Source organism: Variovorax sp. GW531-E2 (genome assembly GCF_059423125.1).
Genome location: NZ_JBWKXQ010000006.1, coordinates 76,895 through 96,089, shown reverse-complemented (window position 1 = coordinate 96,089; position 19,195 = coordinate 76,895). Strand labels below are relative to the sequence as shown.

Sequence of the window (19,195 nt, the reverse complement as noted above, 5' to 3'; positions counted from 1 at the left end):
TTCAGTCGGGAGTCACGGTGTGCTGGGCGAGGGCTTCCAAAGCCTTCACCAGCGCCGAGTGATCCAGCTGACCGTAGCCCATCGCCGCGCAGGCGTTCATCAGCTGCGCTGCGTTCGCGGTCTGCGGCAGCGCAACACCCAGCGAACGGGCGCTCTGCATCGCCAGGTTCAGGTCCTTCTGGTGCAGCGAAATGCGGAAGCCCGGCGCGAAGGTGCGCTTGATCATGCGTTCTCCGTGCACTTCGAGGATGCGCGAGCTGGCGAAGCCACCCATCAGTGCCTGGCGCACCTTGGCCGGGTCGGCGCCGGCCTTCGAGGCGAACACCAGGGCTTCGCTCACGGCCGCGATGTTCAGCGCCACGATGATCTGGTTGGCCACCTTGCAGACCTGGCCGTCGCCCGCGCCGCCGACCAGCGTCACGTTCTTGCCCATCTTGTCCAGCAGCGGCTTCACGCGGCCGAAGGTGCCTTCGTCGCCGCCGCACATGATCGTCAGGCTCGCGGCCTTGGCGCCCACTTCGCCGCCCGAGACCGGCGCGTCGATGTAGCCGGCGCCCAGCGCCACGATGCGGCGCGCGAATTCCTTGGTGGCGATCGGGTCGATGGAGCTGCAGTCCACCACGATCTTGCCCTGCGAACCCTTCAGGCCGTCGGCCACGCCTTCCGCGCCGGGGGCACCGAACAGCACCTTCTCCACGTCCGGGGTGTCGGGCACCATGATGAAGACGATGTCGGCCTTGCGCGCCACTTCGGCGGCCGAGCCGCAGATGGTGGCCTTGGAGACGAAGGGCTCCGGCGTGTTGCCGTGCGTGTTCACGAAGAGCTCGTGGCCTGCGTCGAGCAGGTGGCCCGCCATGGGCGCGCCCATGATGCCCAGGCCGATGAATCCGATTTTTTGTGCTGCAGTGGTCATGTCTCTGTTTCCTTCGTGAACGTTCATTGCTTCTTCGTGAGGGCTTCGCGCCAGCCCAGGCCTTCCACCGTGGTGGCGCGGGGCTTGTATTCGCAGCCGATCCAGCCGTCGTAGCCCAGCGCATCGATGTGCTGGAACAGCCACGGGTAGTTGATCTCGCCCGTGCCCGGCTCGCCGCGGCCCGGGTTGTCGGCCAGCTGGATGTGGCCGATGCGCGCCAGCTGCTTGGTGAGCGTGTTGCCCAGCTCGCCTTCCATGCGCTGTGCGTGGTAGATGTCGTACTGCACGCGCAGGTTGTCCGAGCCCACCTCGTCGATCAGTGCCAGCGCCTGGTCGGTGCGCGTGAGGAAGAAGCCGGGGATGTCGAAGGTGTTGATCGGCTCGATCAGCAGGCGCAGGCCCGCGGCTTCGAGTTCGCGCGCTGCGAGGCGCAGGTTCTCGACCACGGTCTTGTGGGCGGCGTCGGTGCTCACGCCCGCCGGCACCTTGCCGACCAGGCAGTTGAGCTGCGGGCAGCCCAGCGCCGTGGCGTAGTCGATGGCCAGCGCGATGCCTTCGCGGAACTCGCCGGTGCGGTCCGGGTGGCAGGCGATGCCGCGCTCGCCCTTGTCCCAGTCGCCGGCCGGCAGGTTGTGCAGCACCTGCTGCAGGCCGTTGGCGCGCAGGGCCGCTGCCAGTTCCTTCTTGTCGAAGGGGTAGGGGAAGAGGTACTCCACCGCCTCGAAGCCGGCCTTGGCGGCCGCCTCGAAGCGCTGCATGAACGGCAACTCGGTGAAGAGCATCGTGAGATTGGCTGCGAACTTGGGCATGTCTCTTGTCTCCTCGGTCAGTCCAGCATCGCCACCGCGAGGGCGGTCGGTGCGTCGGCCGTGCTTTCGGCCAGCGGTTCGAATTCGTTGATGGCGTCGATCTCGGTGCCCATCGCGATGTTGGTCACGCGCTCGAGCATCACCTCGATGACGACCGGCACCTGGAACTCGGCCATGAGCGCCTCGGCGCGGGCGATGGCGGGCGCCATCTCTTCCTGCTTGTGCACGCGGATCGCCTTGCAGCCCAGGCCCTCGACCACCTTGAGGTGATCGACGCCGTAGCTGCCTTCGATGCCGGCGTCGGCCGGTGCGTTGATGTTGTCGAAGGCCAGCTGCACGCAGTAGTCCATCTCGAAGCCGCGCTGCGACTGGCGGATCAGGCCGAGGTAGGAGTTGTTGACCACGATGTGCAGGTAGGGCAGCTTGAACTGCGCGCCCACGGCCAGCTCTTCGATCATGAACTGGAAGTCGTAGTCGCCCGAGAGCGCGACGATCTTGCGCGTCGGGTCGGCGGCGCGCACGCCCAGCGCGGCGGGAATGGTCCAGCCCAGCGGGCCGGCCTGGCCGCAGTTGATCCAGTGGCGCGGGTTGTACACGTGCAGGAACTGCGCGGCCGCGATCTGCGACAGGCCGATGGTGCTCACGTAGCAGGTGTCGCGCTCCAGGTGGTTGTTCATGCACTGGTACACGCGCTGCGGCTTCATCGGCACGGTGTCGAAGTTGGTCTTGCGCAGCAAGGTCTTCTTGCGCTCGCGGCATTCGCCGGCCCAGGCGCCACGGTCGGTGAGCTTGCCGGCGGCCTTCATTTCCTCGGCCACTTCGACGAAGAGCTCGAGCGCGGCCTTGGCGTCGGAGACGATGCCGAAGTCGGGCGTGAACACGCGGCCGATCTGCGTGGGCTCGATGTCCACGTGCACGAAGGTGCGGCCCTTGGTGTAGACGTCGACCGAACCGGTGTGGCGGTTGGCCCAGCGGTTGCCGATGCCCAGCACGAAGTCCGAAGCGAGCACGGTGGCGTTGCCGTAGCGGTGACTGGTCTGCAGGCCGCACATGCCGGCCATGAGCGGGTGGTCGTCGGGAATGGCGCCCCAGCCCATGAGCGTGGGGATCACCGGCACGCCGGTGGCTTCGGCAAAGCGCACGAGCAGCTCGGACGCGTCGGCGTTGATGATGCCGCCGCCAGCCACGATCAGCGGGCGCTCGGCCGCCTGCATCATGCCGATGGCCTTCTCGATCTGGGCGCGCGTGGCGGCCGGCTTGTAGGGCTTGAGGGGCTCGTAGGCGTCGATGTCGAACTCGATCTGCGCCATCTGCACGTCGAAGGGCAGGTCGATGAGCACGGGGCCCGGGCGGCCCGAGCGCATGAGGTGGAAGGCCTGCTGGAACACCTGCGGCACCTGGCCGGGTTCGCGCACGGTGACCGACCACTTGGTGACGGGCTTGGAGATCGACTCGATGTCGACCGCCTGGAAGTCTTCCTTGTACAGGCGGGCGCGCGGTGCCTGGCCGGTGATGCAGAGAATGGGAATGGAATCGGCCCAGGCCGAGTACAGGCCCGTGATCATGTCGGTGCCCGCCGGGCCCGAGGTGCCGATGCACACGCCGATGTTGCCGGCCACGGCGCGGGTGTAGCCCTCGGCCATGTGCGAGGCGCCCTCGACGTGGCGCGCGAGGATGTGCGAGATGCTGCCGCGCTGGCGCAGGGCCGAGTACAGCGGGTTGATCGCCGCGCCCGGCACGCCGAAGGCCTGCGTCACGCCTTCTTTTTCCATCACCAGAACTGCGGCCTGGACCGCTGTCATCTTTGCCATTTGAAAGTCTCCTTGAGGTGGCCTCACTGTAGGAAGCGGGGCGCATTCCAAGAAGACGGCTGGGGGCCATAAAACCTATTCCGTGGTGGAATAACTGGCTACCATCCGGCCATGGACCGTCTACTGGCAATGGAAATGTTCGTGCGGGTCGTCGAGACGGGGAGCTTCTCGAAGGCGGCGCGCGAGTTCAACACCACGCAACCCACCGTGACCAAGCAGGTCGCGGCCACGGAGGCGCGCCTGAAGGTGCGGCTGCTCAACCGCAACACGCGCGGCGTGAGCCTCACGGAGCCGGGTGCGCTGTACTACGAGAAGTGCAAGACCATCGTGCGCGACGCCGAGGAGGCCGACAGCATCGTGCAGCTGCGCCAGAACCAGGCGCAGGGGCTCTTGCGCGTGGGCACGTCGGTGGCCTTCGGGCGGCGCGTGGTGGTGCCGCTGGCGCTGGAGTACATGCGCCGGCATCCGCAGGTGCAGCTGGACCTGAGCTTCGAGGATCGCTATGTCGACCTCATCGCGCAGGGCATCGACGTGGCGATCCGCATGGGCAAGCTGGCCGATTCGTCACTGGGGGCGCGCTACCTGGGCGCGAATCCGTGGGTCATGGTGGCGTCACCGGCGTACCTGAAGAAGCACGGCACGCCCAAGCGTGCGCAGGACCTGAGCGCGCATGTGGCGCTGATCTACAGCAGCGTGGTGGGCGATGAGTTCTGGCGCATGCACACGCCGCGCGGGGAGCCGGTGACGGTGCCGGTGTCGGGGCGCTTCCGGTCGAACAACCTGTCGGCTGTGCTGGCTGCGGCGCGTGATGGGTTGGGGATCGCGTTGATGCCGCGCTATGTGGCGAGTGAGTCGCTGGCTGCTGGCAAGGTGAACGCCGTACTGGGGGATCATGCGTTGCCTGAGCAGGAGATCCACGCGGTGTTTCCCTCACCGAAGTTGGTGCCTGGGAAGGTGTCGGGGTTCGTGGCGTTTCTGCAGGGGCGCTTCGACGAAGGGTGGTGGGAGGCCTGAGCCGGCTGTTCAGGGCGCGTGCCCAGGCCACCGGGTACTTCCCTCCGCGAATGTCCCCCGGCCTGCGGCCTCCTCCTTGATTTCGCTGCGGGAAGCACCCAGTGTCCTGGGCACAGGGCACGCTGTGGGTGTTCGCGCTGTGTGAGCGGCTGCCTTCAGGCTGCAAGCCGTTGTGCCGCCCGCCCTGCGGGTCGGGCCAGCCCCAGGTGATCGCGCAACGTGCGCCCCTCGTATTCCGTGCGAAAGAGGCCTCGCTTCTGCAGGATCGGCACCACGCCATCCACGAAGTCCTGCAGCCCATGCGGCAGCGCGTCTGGCATCAGGTTGAAACCATCGGCCGCGCCGCCCTTGAACCAGCGTTCGATGTCGTCGGCGATCTGCTCGGGCGTGCCGACGATCACGCGGTGCCCGCCGCCGCCCGCGAGTTCGCGGATCAGCTGGCGCACCGTGTAGCCGTGCGTGCGCCCGGCCGCGACCACGGCGTTGAAGAAGGTGTGGTTGCCGTTGCCATTGCCGGGCAGCGGCAGGTCGTCGGGCAGGCGCTCGTCGAGCTTCAGGCGGTCGGGCGTGATGCCCAGCGTGCCGGCCAGGCGCGTGAGGCTGTAGTCCCAGGGGATCAGGTCGACCAGCGCGTCGCGGCGGCGAAGCGCCTGCGCTTCGGTGGCGCCGACGATGGTGGTGAGGCCGGCCAGCACCTTCACCGCGTCGGGGCCGCGGCCCAGCTCGGCGGCGCGGGTCTTGAGGGCGCGTGCGTAGGCTTGCGATTCTTCGAAGGATTGCGAGGCGGAGAACACGGCTTCGGCGTGGCGCGATGCGAGCTCGCGCCCGTCGGCCGAGGCGCCGGCCTGCACCAGCACGGGGTGGCCCTGCGGCGGGCGCGGCAGGTTGAGCGGGCCCTGCACCGCGAAGTGCTCGCCGCGGTGCGCGAGGGCGTGCACCTTGGCGGGGTCGATGAAGCGGCCGGCGGCCTTGTCGCCGACGAAGGCGTCGTCTTCCCAGCTGTCCCACAGCGCCTTGACGATGTCGGCGAACTCGGAGGCGCGGGCGTAGCGCTTGGCGTGGTCGGGCGTGGTGTCCAGGCCGAAGTTGCGCGCCGAGGGCAGGTCGGCCGTGGTCACCATGTTCCAGCCGGCACGGCCGGCGCTCACGTGGTCGAGCGTGGCGAAGCGGCGTGCGAGGTTGTAGGGCTCGTTGTAGCTGGTGGAAGCGGTGGCGATGAGGCCGATGTGCGTGGTCGCGGCGGCCACGCAGGCCAGCAGGATGGTGGGCTCCAGCGCGGTGATCGGGCGGAAGTGGATCTGGTCGACGATGGCCGCGTTGTCGGCCAGGAACACGGCATCGAGCTTGGCCGCCTCGGCGATCTGCGCGGTGCGGATGTAGTGCTGGATGTCGGCGAAGGCCCACGGGTCGCTCTCGGGCAGGCGCCAGGCCGAAGGCACGAAGCCCGAGTGCAGGATGTTGACGTTGAGGTGCAGCTGCCTGCGCGGCGTGGAGTTGTTGTGATTGCTCATTGGCTGAAATAGTCCGGCAGCCGGTAGCCCGCCCACACGGGGTTGGCCTTGAAGAACTTCTGGAACTCGGGCGACTGGTAGGCGGTGGCGATGTCCTTCGCGAACTTCGCGTGCTCGTTGCTGCGCTTGACGGCCACCACGTTGACGTAGGGCAGCGTCATGTCTTCGAGCTTCAGCGCCTCGGTGAGCTTCAGGCCCGAGGCCACGGCGAAGTTGCCCTGCACGGCCGCGAGGTCGGCATCGGCCAGCGAGCGCGGCGCCTGCGCGGCGTCCAGCGGCACGATCTTCAGGCGCTTGGGATTGCTCGCGATGTCGCGCTCCGACACGCTCAGCGGGCTCACGCCCGGCTTGAGCGTGACCCAGCCGATGGCCGCGAGGATGTTGAGCGCGCGCGCCGCATTCACCGGGTCGGCGGGCAGCGTGACGGTGGCGCCGTCGGGCACGGCGTCGAGCGTCTTGTGGCGGCGCGAATACAGGCCCATGGGCGGCGTCGGCACATGCACCACGGGCACGAGGTCGAAGCCCTGCTGCTTGTTGGTGGCGTTCAGGTACAGCGAGTGCTGGAAGATGTTGGCGTCGATCTGCCCGCGCTCCACCGCGTCGTTGGGCTGCACGCCCTGGCTGAACTCGACGTACTTGATGCTGTAGCCCAGCTTCTTCAACTGGGGCTCGATGCCGTGGGTGAAGGCGTCGCGGTAGGGGCCCGGCATGAAGCCGACGCGCAGGTCGTCCGCGCGGGCGGGAGAAAGCAGCAGCAGGCTCAGTGCGAGTCCGCCGGACAGCGGGGCAAGGCGGCGCAGCCACGAGGGCGTGCGCGAAAGGGAAGGCATGGCGACAACTCCGGGAGACGGCAAGGGGAGTCGGGCACTCTAGGACGCACGCCGCGCGCCGCGAACGAAGATTTGCGCGCTTGCATATCCGCAGGCCGGATAAACCGCGCCGGCTTTTGTAGGATGCGCCCCATGACCCTGCACATCGGAATCGTCGGCTGCTCCGCCGAAGGCGCGGCCCTTTGCTACAAGACCATCTGCATCGAGGGCGCAGCGCTGCTCGGCCCGCACGCGCACCCCGAGGTGTCGATGCACACGCCTTCGCTCGCGGAGTACACGCGCTGCCTGGACGCGGGCGACCTGGCGGGCGTGGGCGAGTTGATGCTCGGCTCCGCGCACAAGCTCGCCGCGGCGGGCGCGGATTTCCTGATCTGCCCCGACAACACCATCCACCAGGCCTTCGACCACGTGGCGCTGCGTTCGCCGCGGCCCTGGCTGCACATCGCCGAGGTGGTGGCCGACGAGGCCGTGCGCCGGGGCTTTCGCCGCATCGGCATCACGGGCACGCGCTGGCTGACCGACAGCGAGGTGTATCCCGAGAAGCTTTCGGCGCGCGGCCTGGAATACGTGCGACCCACGATCGAAGAGCGCGCCGAGATCGGCCGGATCATCATGGACGAGCTGGTCTGCGGCATCTTCAGGCCCGAGGCCGTGGCTACCTTCCAGCGCGTGATGCAGCGCCTGAAGGACGAGGAGGGCTGTGACGCGGTCGTGCTCGGCTGTACCGAGATCCCGTTGATCATGAGCGATGCGAACTCGCCGCTGCCGACGCTGGATTCGACGCGGCTGCTGGCGCGCGCGGCCTTGCGCCGCGCCACGCAGAAGGCCGACTAGGGCCTGTTCACCCTATTTCTGGCGTCGCGTTGGCTGGCAAAGGGGCTGGCTGCAAGGCGCCCGTGCGCAGCAAGGCTGAAGCCTTGCAAGCGCGGGCAACGCCGCAGACGGCCCCTTTGCCAGCCAACCCGAAGGGAAGGTCTGCCACGGCGGGCCACTCGGCGTTGCGCTCCTTGCGTGTGCGCATGCACACGCGGCGTCACGCGCCTTGATTGGCCCGCCGTGGCAGACCTTCGCGACGCCAGAAATAGGGTGAACAGGCCCTAGGCCAGGAAGTCCTCGATCAGCTGCGCCACGCGCTGCGGCTGGTCGTGGTGCAGCATGTGGCCCGCGTCGTCGAGTTGCTCGATGCGCACCGAGGGCACGGACTTCAGCCGCTCATGGAATTCGGCGAGTGTGTAGCGCGCCTTCCACCAGCCGTGCAGGCTGTCGTCCGAGGCCTCGACCATCAGCGTCGGCGCGGTGATGCGCGCATAGAGCGCGAGGGCTTCGTCGACGCGGAAGATGTTGGCGTTGACGATCTTGTGCGCGGCCTCGCCGAGGATCTGCCAGCGCGCGCTGCCGTCGGGCTGGGCCTGCGGCGCCGACCAGTGGCCGGCCAGCCAGTCGGCCTTGTCCTGCGTGAGGCGCGGGTTGGTCTTCATGAGGCGGCGCGCCACGCCGTCCACCGCCGAATAGCCCGCGAGCGCCTTCTCGCCGCGGTGCAGGCCCTTGAGCTCGTCGATCCACTGGCCGTAGCGCGCGGGCGCCTCGGCGGGCTGGCGCGCGGGCATGCCGAAGCCTTCGAGGTTGGCAAGGCGGCGGATGCGCGCCGGGCGCACGCCCGCGTAGTGCATGGCGACGTTGCCGCCCATGCTGTGGCCGACGAGGTCGACCGGGCGGGCATCGTCGCCCTCGCCGGCGTAGTGGTCGAGCAGCCATTCGAGGTCGGCCAGGTAGTCGGGCAGCCAGTAGTTGTCGACGCCGCCGCCGTCGGTGAGGCCGAAGCCGCGCCAGTCGGGGGCGATGATGAAGCGGTCGTCCTTCAGCGCATCGACCACGAACTGCCAGGAGGCCGCCACGTCCATCCAGCCGTGCACCAGCACCAGCGGCGGGCGCTCGCTCGACGGTTGCCCCCAGAGGCGGACGTGGTAGTTGAGGTTGCGCACGGGCACGAATTCGCTGCGCGAGGGGCGGAGGGCTTGGTACATATGGCGCTCGATGATACGGAGAGGCCGCGTCGCGCGCAGTCCGCCACAGGACAGGGCGGCGCTCGGTTTCTCGGGGCCGGGGCAGCGCCTGCCGCGCGGGCGCGCTAGCATTCCGCGCATGAAAAAGATTCCACTCGGTCAGAGCGACCTCCACGTCACCCCGATCTGCCTCGGCACCATGACTTTCGGCGAGCAGGTCGACGAGCCCACCGCCCACGCCGTCCTGAACCGTTCGCTCGAGCGCGGCGTCGACTTCATCGACACGGCCGAGATGTACGCGGTGCCGGCGCGCAAGGAAACCTGCGGCGCGACCGAAACCATCATCGGCCACTGGTTTGCGGCCAACCCCGGCACGCGCCAGAAGATCACGCTGGCGACCAAGGTGGCCGGCCCCTCGCGCGGCATGCCCTGGGTGCGCGAAGGCACGGGCATGACGGCGGCCGACATCGAGGCCTCGTGCCACGGCAGCCTGCGCCGCCTGCAGACCGACGTGATCGACCTGTACCAGATCCACTGGCCCGAGCGCCACGTGCCGGTGTTCGGCAACATCCACTACAACCCCGAGAAGGAAACCTCGCAGACGCCGATCCACGACCAGCTCGAAGCGCTGGGCAAGCTGGTGAAGGCGGGCAAGGTGCGCACCATCGGCCTGTCGAACGAGACGCCCTACGGCGTGCACGAGTTCGTGCGGCTGGCCGAGCAGCACGGGCTGCCGCGCGTGGTGTCGGTGCAGAACGTCTACAACCTGGTGAGCCGCGCGCACGAGAACGCGCTCGACGAGACCATGCACCGGCTCGGCGTGTCGCTGCTGGCGTACTCGCCGCTGGCCTTCGGCCTGCTGACGGGCAAATACGACCAGAGCGGCATCGAGGGCCCCGACGCGCCCAAGGGCGCGCGCATCTCGAGCTACGAGTCGGTGCGCAAGCAGCGCTGGGGCAAGCCCGACGCGCTGCGCGCGGCGCGACGCTACAACCAGCTGGCGCGCGACCACGGCCTGAGCCCGACGCAGCTCGCGCTGGCCTTCTGCTACACCAAGTGGCAGGTGGCGAGCACGATCATCGGCGTGACCTCGGTGGCGCAGCTCGACGAAGACCTGGACGCCTACGGCACGACGCTGTCGGCCGAGGTGCTGGCCGAGATCGACAAGATCCGCCTGGACATTCGCGACCCCGCCGCCTGACCTGAGCAAGTGAGCAAGAAAGCCCACGTTTCCGAGACGCCCGCCACCCAGCTGCTGCGGGCGAACAAGGTCGCCTTCACCGAGCACCCCTACGAGTACCAGGAGCACGGCGGCGCCCAGCACAGCGCGCAGGTGCTGGGCTTCGACCCGTTCACCGTGGTCAAAACGCTGGTGATGCAGGACCAGGACGCCAAACCGCTGATCGTGCTGATGCACGGCAACCGCACGGTGTCGACCAAGAACCTCGCGCGGCAGATCGGCGCCAAGTCGGTCGAGCCCTGCAAGCCCGAGGTGGCGCAGCGCCACAGCGGCTACATGGTGGGCGGCACCTCGCCCTTCGGCACGCGGCGCGAGATGCCGGTCTACATCGAGTCGAGCGTGCTCGAACTGCCGAAGATCGCGATCAACGGCGGGCGGCGCGGCTACCTCGTGGGCATCGATCCGCAGGTGTGCGTGACGCTGCTGGGCGCCAAGCCCGTGCAGTGCGCGCTGGCAGAATAGCCGGCGTTTGCCTTTTCCCGCCGGGCATGCAGGCCGGCGGCGCACAACAACAATCCGTTCCCCGGAGACCGCCTTGAGTTTCGATCTGCCTTCCCTCCTTGCCATCGTGGCGTCGTACCTGATCGGTTCGCTGTCGTTTGCGGTCATCGTGAGCAAGTCGCTCGGCATGGCCGACCCGCGCAGCTACGGCAGCGGCAACCCCGGCGCCACCAACGTGCTGCGTTCGGGCAACAAGGGCGCCGCGCTGGCCACCTTGCTGCTCGATGCAGCGAAGGGCTGGCTGCCGGTGTTCCTGATCCGCCAGTTCGGCGCGCAGTGGGGGCTGGGCGAGGGCGTGGCGGCGCTGGCGGGCCTGGCGGCCTTCCTGGGCCACCTGTACCCGGTGTTCTTCGGCTTCCAGGGCGGCAAGGGCGTGGCCACGGCGGCCGGCGTGCTGGTGGGCATCGCACCCTGGCTGGGGCTGGCCACGGGCGCGACCTGGCTGATCATCGCGATCTTCTTCCGCTATTCGTCGCTGTCGTCGCTGGTGGCGGCGTTCTTTGCGCCGGCCTACTACCTGCTGGGTGGCAACATTGCGTGGCCACTCGACCGCACGGTGCTGATTGCGATCATCATCATGAGTCTGCTGCTGATCTGGCGGCACCGCGAAAACATCCGCCGGCTCGCGGCCGGCACGGAGTCGAAACTCGGCTCGAAGAAAAAGGCTTGAACTCACCATGGCATCCATCACCCGCTTCCACGTCGGCCCGCGTCTGTCCGAGACCGCGGTGCACAACGGCACCATCTACCTCGCGGGCCAGGTGCCCGACGACACCACGCAGGACATCCGCGGCCAGACCGCGCAGGTGCTCGGCATGGTCGACCGCCTGCTGGCCGAGGCCGGCAGCGACAAGTCGCGCATCCTCATGACGCAGATCTTCCTGGCCGACATCGGCGACATCGGCGCCATGAACGAGGTGTGGGACGCGTGGATTCCGGCCGGCAACACGCCGCCGCGCGCGACCGTGGAGGCCAAGATGGCCAATGCGGCCTACAAGATCGAGATCGTCGTCACGGCCGCGCAGGCCTGAGGCCGGATCGGGAGCGGTCTCAGTACCGCTTCTCGAGAATCATCTCGTCGGCATCGCGCCGCATCGAGAAGCGGTTGAGAAAGCTGTTGCCCAGCAAGACGAAGGGCATGGGTTGCTGCGAGACGATGGCGTCGATGTCGTAGACCTCGACGTCGCCCACGCGCACGCTCTGCAGCCGCAGCCTGTAGCCCGCAGCGTTGCCGTTGGCCGTGCGCATCTGCACCGGCTGCCCCTTGCTGTAGTCGAGCCCGATGCGCTGGGCATCGACCGCCGACAGCGCGATGGTGGTCGCGCCCGTGTCGAGCATGAAGGTGACGGCGCGGCCGTTGATCTGGCCTTGCGTCATGTAGTGGCCCCGGCTGTCGGCTTGCAGCACGATGCGGTTGCCACCGTTGCCGGCAATGCCGCCCCGGCCGATGCTCACGGGCGAATCCATGCGCAGTGAGAAGCGCTTGCCCGCCGATTCGACCACCGCCTGGTCGGCCTGCAGCGACACCAGCTTGACGCCCTGGAAGGTCTCCCCGACCGCCACCGTCTTGGGCGGCGCGCCGTTCACGATGAGGATGGCGCGGCTGCCGATGGAGCCGGTCAGCGTGACCGAGTCGGCGGCGTGCGCCGCCATGGCCGCGGCCGCCCACAGCGCCGCGACGAGGAGCGCCTTCATGCGCGGGTCAGTCGCGGAAATTGTTGAAGGACAGCGGCATGTCGGGCACGTCCTTCTTGATGAGGGCCATGGCGGCCTGCAGGTCGTCGCGCTTGGCGCCGGTGATGCGCACGGCGTCGCCCTGGATCGCGGCCTGCACCTTGAGCTTGCTGTCCTTGACGATGCGGGTGATCTTCTTGGCCTGCTCGCTCTCGATGCCGTTCTTGATCTTGATGACCTGCTTGACCTTGTCGCCGCCCATCTTCTGGACGTCGCCCTTGTCGAGAAAACGCACGTCGACGTTGCGCTTGGTGAGTTTGTTGCGAAGGATGTCTTCGACCTGCACGAGCTGGAACTCGGCGTCGCCGATCATGGTGATCTCCTTGTCCTTGAGCTCGACGGCGGCGGCGGTGCCCTTGAAATCGAAGCGCGTGCCGATTTCCTTGGCGGTGTTTTCGACCGCATTCTTCACTTCGGGCAGATTGGGCTCGCAGACGGTATCGAAAGACGGCATAGGCTCTCCTGGACGCACGGGGACTGAATGCGACAATTCTCCCATGATCGTGGAGTCCAATGTCCCGCTGCAGCCCTACAACAGCTTCGGCATCGTCGCGCGCGCGCAGCACCTGGCGCGCATCACCAGCGAGGCCGACCTGGCCGCGCTGCACGCCGATCCGGCCTGGCGCGACGAACCCCGTTTCGTGCTCGGCGGCGGCAGCAACATCGTGCTCACGGGCGACGTCAAGCCACTGGTGCTGAAGGTCGAAATCAAAGGTCGCCGGCTGGTCGAAGAGACGCCGCGTGCCTGGATCGTCGAGGCCGGCGCCGGCGAAACCTGGCACGACACCGTCGAATGGATGGTGCGCAGCGGCTACCCGGGGCTGGAAAACCTGGCGCTCATTCCCGGCACCGTGGGCGGCGCGCCGGTGCAGAACATCGGCGCCTATGGCGTCGAGCTGCAGGACCGCTTCGACTCGCTCGACGCCTTCGACCTCGAAACCGGCCGCGCCTTCACGCTCGACGCGGCGCAGTGCGCCTTCGGCTACCGCGACTCGGTCTTCAAGCACGTGCGCAGCGGCCCGAACGATTTCGGCCTGGCGGGCCGCGCGGTCATCACGCGGGTGCGCTTCCGGCTGCCCAAGCCCTGGAAGCCGGTGGTCGGCTACCTCGACCTCGAGCGCAAGATGGAAGAAACCGCCAACTTCACGCCGAGCGCGGTCGACATCTTCGAGTGGATCTGCGCCATCCGCCGCGCCAAGCTGCCCGATTGGCGCGTGCTGGGCAACGCCGGCAGCTTCTTCAAGAACCCGACGGTCACGCCCGAACAGTGCGCCGACATCATTGCGCGCGACCCCAAGATCGTTCACTACCCGATGGACGACGGCAGCATCAAGCTCGCGGCCGGCTGGCTCATCGACGCCTGCGGCTGGAAGGGCAAGTCGGTGGGCAACGCCGGCGTGTACGAAAAGCAGGCGCTGGTGCTGGTTAACCGGGGCGGCTCGGCCAACCCGGTGACGGGCGGCGAGGTGATGACGCTGGCCAAGGCGATCCAGACCAGCGTGTACGAACGCTTCGGCATCCGGCTGGAGCCGGAACCCGTGGTGGTCTGACCCCGCCGACACCCCGCACACCGCCGCGCGCATGGAGCTCGACTTTCTTCACCTGAACTTCCGACGCCGCATCGCGGTTGCCCTGTGGGCCCAGCGGCTCACCGTCGTGGGCGGCATCGCCTGGCTGCTCTTCGGGTGGCACAACGGGGCCGGGTCGGTGGCCTTCGTGCTGTTCGCCGGCTTTGCCTTCGTAGCGACGCTCGCCTGGGTCGAGAAGAGCATGCGCCGCCAGTTCATCCGCGAGGCCCGGCTGCCGCCGTTCCTCATCGGCAAGCTGCGCGCTGCGCACCCGCAACTGAGCCCGCGCGACGCCGAGCTGGTGCTGCGCGGGCTGCGGCAGTTCTTCATGGCGCACCTGCGCAGCGACCGGAAGTTCGTGGCCATGCCTTCGCGGGTGGTCGACACGGCCTGGCACGAGTTCATCCTGCACACGCAGGCCTACCAGACCTGGTGCCAGGCGGCCTTCGGCGGCATGCTGCACCACAGCCCGGCCGAGGTGCTGGGCAAGGATGCGCGGCGCAACGACGGCCTGCGCCGCACCTGGTACTGGGGCTGCAAGGAAGAGAGCATCGACCCGCGCAAGCCGGCGCGGCTGCCGCTGCTGTTTGCGCTGGACATCAAGTTCGCGATCGCGGGCGGGTTCCACTACATCCCCGATTGCCGGGCGGTCGAGCGCGAAATCGGCTCCGACGCGCACTGCGGCACGAGCTTCGGCGATTCGTCGTCCGATGGCGGCAGTTCGGGCGATGCCGGGGGCTTCGGCGGCAGCGAATCGAGCGATGGCGGATCCTCTGGCGATTCATCCTCTTCGGGCAGCGATGGCGGTGGAGGCTGCGGGGGCGGATGCGGCGGTGGCGGCGACTGATCTCACAGCGCGCCAGCAAGCCGCCGCATGACAGAGACGGACGAGAAAGATCGCCTTACGGTCCGTTGTAGTTCCACAGATCGCCCTCACGCACCGTGACAAGCGGGCTGGTGTACAGCAGCGTCTGGCCGTCGGTGTCGTAAATCTTGAAAATTCCGGTCTCAATCTTGTTGCTCATGGCCAGCCGGGAGTTTTTCATTCCGAATCCGGTGCTCACATCCCAGGTCACGTAATTGTTCTGGAAGACCACCTTCTTCTGAAGCCAACGGGCAAACAGGCGATTTCGACTAGGCGCCGCAGGATCGCAATCCGCGGCACATGCGCCGTACAACATCCCGTACACGCGTGCGCCATCCTGCACCCAGCCGCATGTGATCATCATCTTGTCTTCGTTGCTGTAGCTGCTGAAGGCAACCCGGGTAGGGCCGAGATTGCTCAGGCTCGTGCTGGTGGACATCCACAAATCGGAATGCCCCATGTGATAGCACGACAGATAGTGGGTCGTGCCGCCGTACGAAAAAGCTTTGACATCGTTCAATGCTCGCATCGGCTCCTGCTGGGCGCGATTGACATAAGCGAAGTTCACGCCGTCGGTGCTCGTGGCGTGCTCCACGCCAGGATTGGTGCTCGACTCCATGAAGTAGTAATGCCAAACCGAATTGGCATCCTTGATGATGGGATTCACACCGTTGTAATCACCGGCCGTCCAGTTCGGATAGCCCGTGACATTGATCATGCTGGAGCCTCCTGTAGTTGGATGCCAATTTGCTCCGTCGCCTGAAGTGGCATAGCCGGTCTTGTTGAGATTGTCGGACCGCATGCATGTATAAGTCATGCGCCAATCTCCCGGAGCGACTCGTACTACTGACTCATTTCCCACATTCAGGCAGGTGCCGTGATCGATCTGCATATAGTGTGCGTCGAAGCTGAGGAAATCGTCGAAAGAGACGGTGGTGTAGATGCGATCGTAGAGTGGAGGGGAGACGCCGTCCCAGCCGTGAAAGTAGATCCGCCAGACGGATCCGCTCAATTGGACCGCCTGAGGGGAGTAGATATTCCGGTAGAGGCCCGGGTTGGGTGCAATCATCGACGAACCTCGTTCGTCGTAGTTCCAGTTGCCAAGCCGATTGGGGTTGAACGCGTTGGGCTGGATGCCTGCTATCTGCGTCTTGTTCGGCAAGGCGGGTGCGTTGTTGCCTCCAAACGAGAGTTGATTGAAACCGGTGTCGCTTCCGGCCTTGACTTCGGCCAGTTGAAAAACTGAACTTCCTAGGTCATCGGCTCCCAGTTTGCTGGCGACAATGTGGATTCCGTCTGCCTGATTGACGGTGGGAATCGGAATGACAATCCAGTCGCATCGACTGGGTCGTGGGTAGTTGACATAATTGCCAATCTCCACCCAGCTTGTTCCGTTGGAATAATAGATTTTGAAATCGACCGGAAACCCGAGTGCAGTACAGGCAGCCGAATAGCGCGGCAGCAGCTTTACATAATTGACGCTTTGAAACCCGGACCACCAGAAAGCGATCGCCTCGCTGACCGCAGGAGACGAATGGGTATTGCTGCTCCAGACGGTAGAGCCGTTGCCATCATAGGCTGCCGCGACAGGCCATAGCTGACTCGAACTGTTGGCGGTCATGGTTGGATAGTCCGCCGAATGCACCGGATTCAAAAGCAAAAAAAACAGTGCGAATGCGGCGAGGATCAGTTGACATGATCGATTCATTCGATTTCCTCCTCATGTAGATACCGTATTCTGAATGGATATGAGCGAGCCGATCAATGAATCATTGGCGGCGCAGTCACCGTCAGCGGAGACCCGTACGGAGCACACGAAGCTACGGCCTTGCCGGAATCGACGGCCCCATAAAAAAAGGCCCCGCGGGGCCTGTCGTCATTTCAGCGCAGAGGGCTTGCTCAACTCGCGTCGCCGTCGTTCGCCAGCTTCGGCAGCGAGGCGCCTTCGCCCGACGACAGCAGGCCGACCTGCGTGTAGATGGCGAGCTTTTCGCGCGTGTCGACGATGTCCAGGTTGCGCATCGTGAGCTGGCCGATGCGGTCCAGCGGCGTGAACGCGCCTTCGACCTTTTCCATGCTCAGGCGCTCGGGCTTGTAGGTGAGGTTGACCGATTCGGTGTTCAGGATCGAGTAGTCGTTGCCGCGGCGCAGCTCGACCGTCACTTCGCCGGTGATGGCGCGCGCCACCCAGCGCTGGGCCGTTTCGCGCAGCATGATGGCCTGCGGGTCGAACCAGCGGCCCTGGTACAGCAGGCGGCCCAGGCGGCGGCCGTTGTCGCGGTACTGCTCGATGGTGTCTTCGTTGTGGATGCCGGTGACCAGGCGCTCGTAGGCGATGAACAGCAGCGCCAGGCCGGGGGCCTCGTAGATGCCGCGGCTCTTGGCCTCGATGATGCGGTTCTCGATCTGGTCGCTCATGCCCAGGCCGTGGCGACCGCCGATGCGGTTGGCTTCGAGGATCAGCTCGACCAGGTTCGTGTAGCGCACGCCGTTCAGCGCGACGGGCACGCCTTCCTCGAAGCGCACCGAGACGGTTTCGCGCTTGACTTCGACTTCGTCCTTCCAGAAGGCGACGCCCATGATGGGCTGCACGATCTGCATGCCGCTGTTCAGGTGCTCGAGGTCTTTCGCTTCGTGCGTGGCGCCCAGCATGTTCGAGTCGGTCGAGTAGGCCTTTTCGGACGACATCTTGTAGGCGAAGCCGGCCTTCTGCATGAACGCCGACATTTCGGCGCGGCCGCCCAGCTCGTCGATGAAGACCTGATCGAGCCAGGGCTTGTAGATCTTCAATGCGGGGTTGGTGAGCAGGCCGTAGCGGTAGAAGCGCTCGATGTCGTTGCCCTTGTAGGTGCTGCCGTCGCCCCAGATGTGGACGTCGTCTTCCTTCATGGCCGACACCAGCATGGTGCCCGTTACCGCGCGGCCCAGCGGCGTGGTGTTGAAGTAGGTCACGCCGGCGGTGGTCACGTGGAACGCGCCGGCCTGCAGGGCGGCGATGCCTTCGTTGGCCAGCTGCGCGCGGCAGTCGATCAGGCGGGCGTTCTCGGCGCCGTAGAGCATCGCCTTGCGCGGGATCTCGTCGTAGTCAGGCTCGTCGGGCTGGCCGAGGTTGGCGGTGTAGGCGTAGGGGACCGCGCCCTTGAGCTTCATCCAGTGCAGCGCCGCGCTGGTGTCCAGGCCGCCGGAGAAGGCGATGCCGACCTTCTGGCCGGCGGGAACGTTTTGGAGAATGGTCGACATGTCAGGGGTTCCGTTTCAACCGAAGTGGCAGATGTAGCTGTAGGGCTCGCCGCTCACGCGGATCTGGAAGCTGGAGTTGCCCGGGATGCTGAACTTCTGGCCGGGGCCCGAGGCGATCCATTCGCTGGTGCCTGCGAGCTGGTATTCGCAGCTGCCGCCGGTGCCTTCCATGATTTCAGGCGCGCCGGTGTTGAAGGTGAGGGTGGAGGGCAGGACCACACCGACCGATTTCTTGGTGCCGTCCGCCAGGGTGAGGTTGTGGCTCACGCACTTGCCGTCGAAATACACATTGGCCTTGGTGGCCACTGCGGCGCTGTTGATGGTGTCGGTAGTCGTCGTCATTGGATGGATGGCGCCGGCGCCTGCGCGTTCGGCGGATCGAGGGACGCGCCGCGGCAGCAGCACCCCCGGGGTTGGAGAAGCCCTCGATTTTAGGGGCTCGGGCGAGCCGGCCCGCCGTGGGGGAACTCAGTAGCGCCAGCCGTGGCGATGGCCGCCCCATCCGCGATAGCCACGGTAGTAGCCGCCACCGCCCCAGCCGCGCGAATAGCCCAGGTTCAGCGAGATGCCGACCGGCGGGTAGACGTAGGGCTGCGCATAGGGGTAGGTGTAGGCGGGCTGCACGTAGACGGGCGGGGCATACACCGGGGCCGGCTGCACGTAGACCGGCGCGGGCGCGTTGGACACCACCACGCCGGGTTCGGGCACGACGCTGTCCCAGGGGGAGTTGGCACCTTGCTGGTACTGCCCCTGTTGCGGGTACGGCTGGTACTGCTCCTGGTACTGCGGGCCGTTGTTGGCCTCGACTGGGTAGGGCTGCAATTGCGACTGGGGCTGGACCGGCGCGGTGGTTGCGCCCGACGTGGTCACGCCGTAAGCGCTGGCCTGGATCGGGATGGTGGCGCCCGGCCGGCTGGTGGTGCGGGTCGTGTACTGGCGGCCCTGGTATTCGTAGGTGACGTTGTAGCTGACGTCGCTGCCGGTCGTTTCGCGGATCGGCGTGGCGGAAATCACGCGCGCCTGGACCACTTGCTGGGCCTGCACGACGCTGGCGCCCGTGGCCAGCAGGCCGGCCGCCGAGAGCCCCGTGAGGATGCGAAAAACGTGTCTGTTCATGGTGTTCTCTCCTGCAGATCGGGGTTGGAGGCCGGCCGGC

Annotated in this window: 20 protein-coding genes; 8 read left to right on the top strand and 12 right to left on the bottom strand. The window is 66.7% G+C overall.

Annotation, left to right across the window (positions count from 1 at the left end; all coding sequences use genetic code 11):
• Position 1 precedes the first annotated feature (1 nt).
• The 3 genes from AC07XP_RS06170 to gcl are packed head-to-tail and all read right to left on the bottom strand — an operon-like array spanning position 2 to position 3,533.
• Entirely contained in the window at positions 2–913 is a 912-nt protein-coding gene (locus tag AC07XP_RS06170; protein ID WP_062473371.1) for a 2-hydroxy-3-oxopropionate reductase, read from the bottom strand.
• A 23-nt stretch (positions 914–936) separates the two neighbouring features.
• Positions 937–1,722, bottom strand: coding sequence for a hydroxypyruvate isomerase (hyi, locus tag AC07XP_RS06165; protein ID WP_495264118.1), 786 nt, complete (start codon positions 1,720–1,722; stop codon positions 937–939).
• Between the two features lie 17 nt (positions 1,723–1,739).
• Positions 1,740–3,533 carry a glyoxylate carboligase gene (gene gcl, locus AC07XP_RS06160; RefSeq protein ID WP_159273301.1) on the bottom strand — a complete coding sequence of 598 codons (1,794 nt, stop codon included), beginning with the start codon at positions 3,531–3,533 and terminating at the stop codon, positions 1,740–1,742.
• A 111-nt stretch (positions 3,534–3,644) separates the two neighbouring features.
• Here gcl and AC07XP_RS06155 point away from each other — a divergent pair, with 111 nt between their 5' ends.
• Complete coding sequence (locus AC07XP_RS06155; protein ID WP_159273302.1) at positions 3,645–4,547, top strand: LysR family transcriptional regulator; 903 nt, start codon at positions 3,645–3,647, stop codon at positions 4,545–4,547.
• Positions 4,548–4,702: 155 nt separating this feature from the next.
• Here AC07XP_RS06155 and AC07XP_RS06150 read toward each other — a convergent pair whose 3' ends face one another.
• Together AC07XP_RS06150 and AC07XP_RS06145 are read right to left on the bottom strand one after the other, a co-directional pair.
• Positions 4,703–6,058 (bottom strand): LLM class flavin-dependent oxidoreductase, encoded by a 1,356-nt coding sequence (locus tag AC07XP_RS06150; protein WP_495264117.1) that lies wholly within the window; start codon positions 6,056–6,058, stop codon positions 4,703–4,705.
• Complete coding sequence (locus AC07XP_RS06145) at positions 6,055–6,888, bottom strand: MetQ/NlpA family ABC transporter substrate-binding protein (protein ID WP_495264116.1); 834 nt, start codon at positions 6,886–6,888, stop codon at positions 6,055–6,057. The genes AC07XP_RS06150 and AC07XP_RS06145 overlap by 4 nt, the downstream gene beginning before the upstream one ends.
• 132 nt (positions 6,889–7,020) lie before the next feature.
• Here AC07XP_RS06145 and AC07XP_RS06140 point away from each other — a divergent pair, with 132 nt between their 5' ends.
• Positions 7,021–7,722 (top strand): aspartate/glutamate racemase family protein, encoded by a 702-nt coding sequence (locus AC07XP_RS06140; protein WP_495264115.1) that lies wholly within the window; start codon positions 7,021–7,023, stop codon positions 7,720–7,722.
• 263 nt (positions 7,723–7,985) lie between these two features.
• Here the strand turns inward: AC07XP_RS06140 and AC07XP_RS06135 are convergent, their stop codons facing one another.
• A complete protein-coding gene (locus tag AC07XP_RS06135) occupies positions 7,986–8,912 on the bottom strand; it encodes an alpha/beta fold hydrolase (RefSeq protein WP_495264114.1) in 927 nt (308 codons plus the stop codon).
• 118 nt (positions 8,913–9,030) lie between these two features.
• Here AC07XP_RS06135 and AC07XP_RS06130 point away from each other — a divergent pair, with 118 nt between their 5' ends.
• From AC07XP_RS06130 to AC07XP_RS06115, 4 genes are all read left to right on the top strand, one after another.
• The gene (locus AC07XP_RS06130) at positions 9,031–10,092 is read left to right on the top strand and encodes an aldo/keto reductase (protein ID WP_495264113.1); all 1,062 of its coding nucleotides are present in this window, start codon (positions 9,031–9,033) and stop codon (positions 10,090–10,092) included.
• Positions 10,093–10,101: 9 nt separating this feature from the next.
• Positions 10,102–10,593, top strand: coding sequence for a Cys-tRNA(Pro) deacylase (gene ybaK / locus AC07XP_RS06125; RefSeq protein WP_139702042.1), 492 nt, complete (start codon positions 10,102–10,104; stop codon positions 10,591–10,593).
• Positions 10,594–10,666: 73 nt separating this feature from the next.
• Positions 10,667–11,302 (top strand): glycerol-3-phosphate 1-O-acyltransferase PlsY, encoded by a 636-nt coding sequence (plsY, locus tag AC07XP_RS06120; protein WP_062469978.1) that lies wholly within the window; start codon positions 10,667–10,669, stop codon positions 11,300–11,302.
• A gap of 7 nt (positions 11,303–11,309) precedes the next feature.
• The gene (locus tag AC07XP_RS06115) at positions 11,310–11,663 is read left to right on the top strand and encodes a RidA family protein (protein WP_070062404.1); all 354 of its coding nucleotides are present in this window, start codon (positions 11,310–11,312) and stop codon (positions 11,661–11,663) included.
• Positions 11,664–11,682: 19 nt separating this feature from the next.
• Here AC07XP_RS06115 and AC07XP_RS06110 read toward each other — a convergent pair whose 3' ends face one another.
• Together AC07XP_RS06110 and AC07XP_RS06105 are read right to left on the bottom strand one after the other, a co-directional pair.
• Positions 11,683–12,327, bottom strand: coding sequence for a retropepsin-like aspartic protease family protein (locus tag AC07XP_RS06110; protein WP_495264112.1), 645 nt, complete (start codon positions 12,325–12,327; stop codon positions 11,683–11,685).
• Positions 12,328–12,334: 7 nt separating this feature from the next.
• The gene (locus AC07XP_RS06105) at positions 12,335–12,820 is read right to left on the bottom strand and encodes a YajQ family cyclic di-GMP-binding protein (RefSeq protein ID WP_095746332.1); all 486 of its coding nucleotides are present in this window, start codon (positions 12,818–12,820) and stop codon (positions 12,335–12,337) included.
• 43 nt (positions 12,821–12,863) lie between these two features.
• Between AC07XP_RS06105 and murB the strand changes: the two genes are divergently transcribed.
• Both murB and AC07XP_RS06095 read left to right on the top strand, forming a co-directional pair.
• Positions 12,864–13,916 (top strand): UDP-N-acetylmuramate dehydrogenase, encoded by a 1,053-nt coding sequence (murB, locus tag AC07XP_RS06100; RefSeq protein WP_095746331.1) that lies wholly within the window; start codon positions 12,864–12,866, stop codon positions 13,914–13,916.
• Positions 13,917–13,947: 31 nt separating this feature from the next.
• Positions 13,948–14,781 carry a glycine-rich domain-containing protein gene (locus tag AC07XP_RS06095; RefSeq protein WP_495264111.1) on the top strand — a complete coding sequence of 278 codons (834 nt, stop codon included), beginning with the start codon at positions 13,948–13,950 and terminating at the stop codon, positions 14,779–14,781.
• Between the two features lie 55 nt (positions 14,782–14,836).
• Here AC07XP_RS06095 and AC07XP_RS06090 read toward each other — a convergent pair whose 3' ends face one another.
• The 4 genes from AC07XP_RS06090 to AC07XP_RS06075 form a co-directional block, all read right to left on the bottom strand.
• Positions 14,837–16,507: a discoidin domain-containing protein gene (locus AC07XP_RS06090; protein WP_495264110.1), complete on the bottom strand. Its 1,671-nt coding sequence runs from the start codon at positions 16,505–16,507 to the stop codon at positions 14,837–14,839.
• A gap of 191 nt (positions 16,508–16,698) precedes the next feature.
• Positions 16,699–18,039, bottom strand: a complete 1,341-nt coding sequence (gene argG, locus AC07XP_RS06085) for an argininosuccinate synthase (RefSeq protein WP_495264109.1) — start codon at positions 18,037–18,039, stop codon at positions 16,699–16,701.
• A gap of 15 nt (positions 18,040–18,054) precedes the next feature.
• A complete protein-coding gene (gene ppnP / locus AC07XP_RS06080) occupies positions 18,055–18,381 on the bottom strand; it encodes a pyrimidine/purine nucleoside phosphorylase (RefSeq protein WP_062469962.1) in 327 nt (108 codons plus the stop codon).
• Between the two features lie 126 nt (positions 18,382–18,507).
• The gene (locus tag AC07XP_RS06075; RefSeq protein ID WP_062469961.1) at positions 18,508–19,155 is read right to left on the bottom strand and encodes a hypothetical protein; all 648 of its coding nucleotides are present in this window, start codon (positions 19,153–19,155) and stop codon (positions 18,508–18,510) included.
• Between the last annotated feature and the right edge of the window lie 40 nt (positions 19,156–19,195).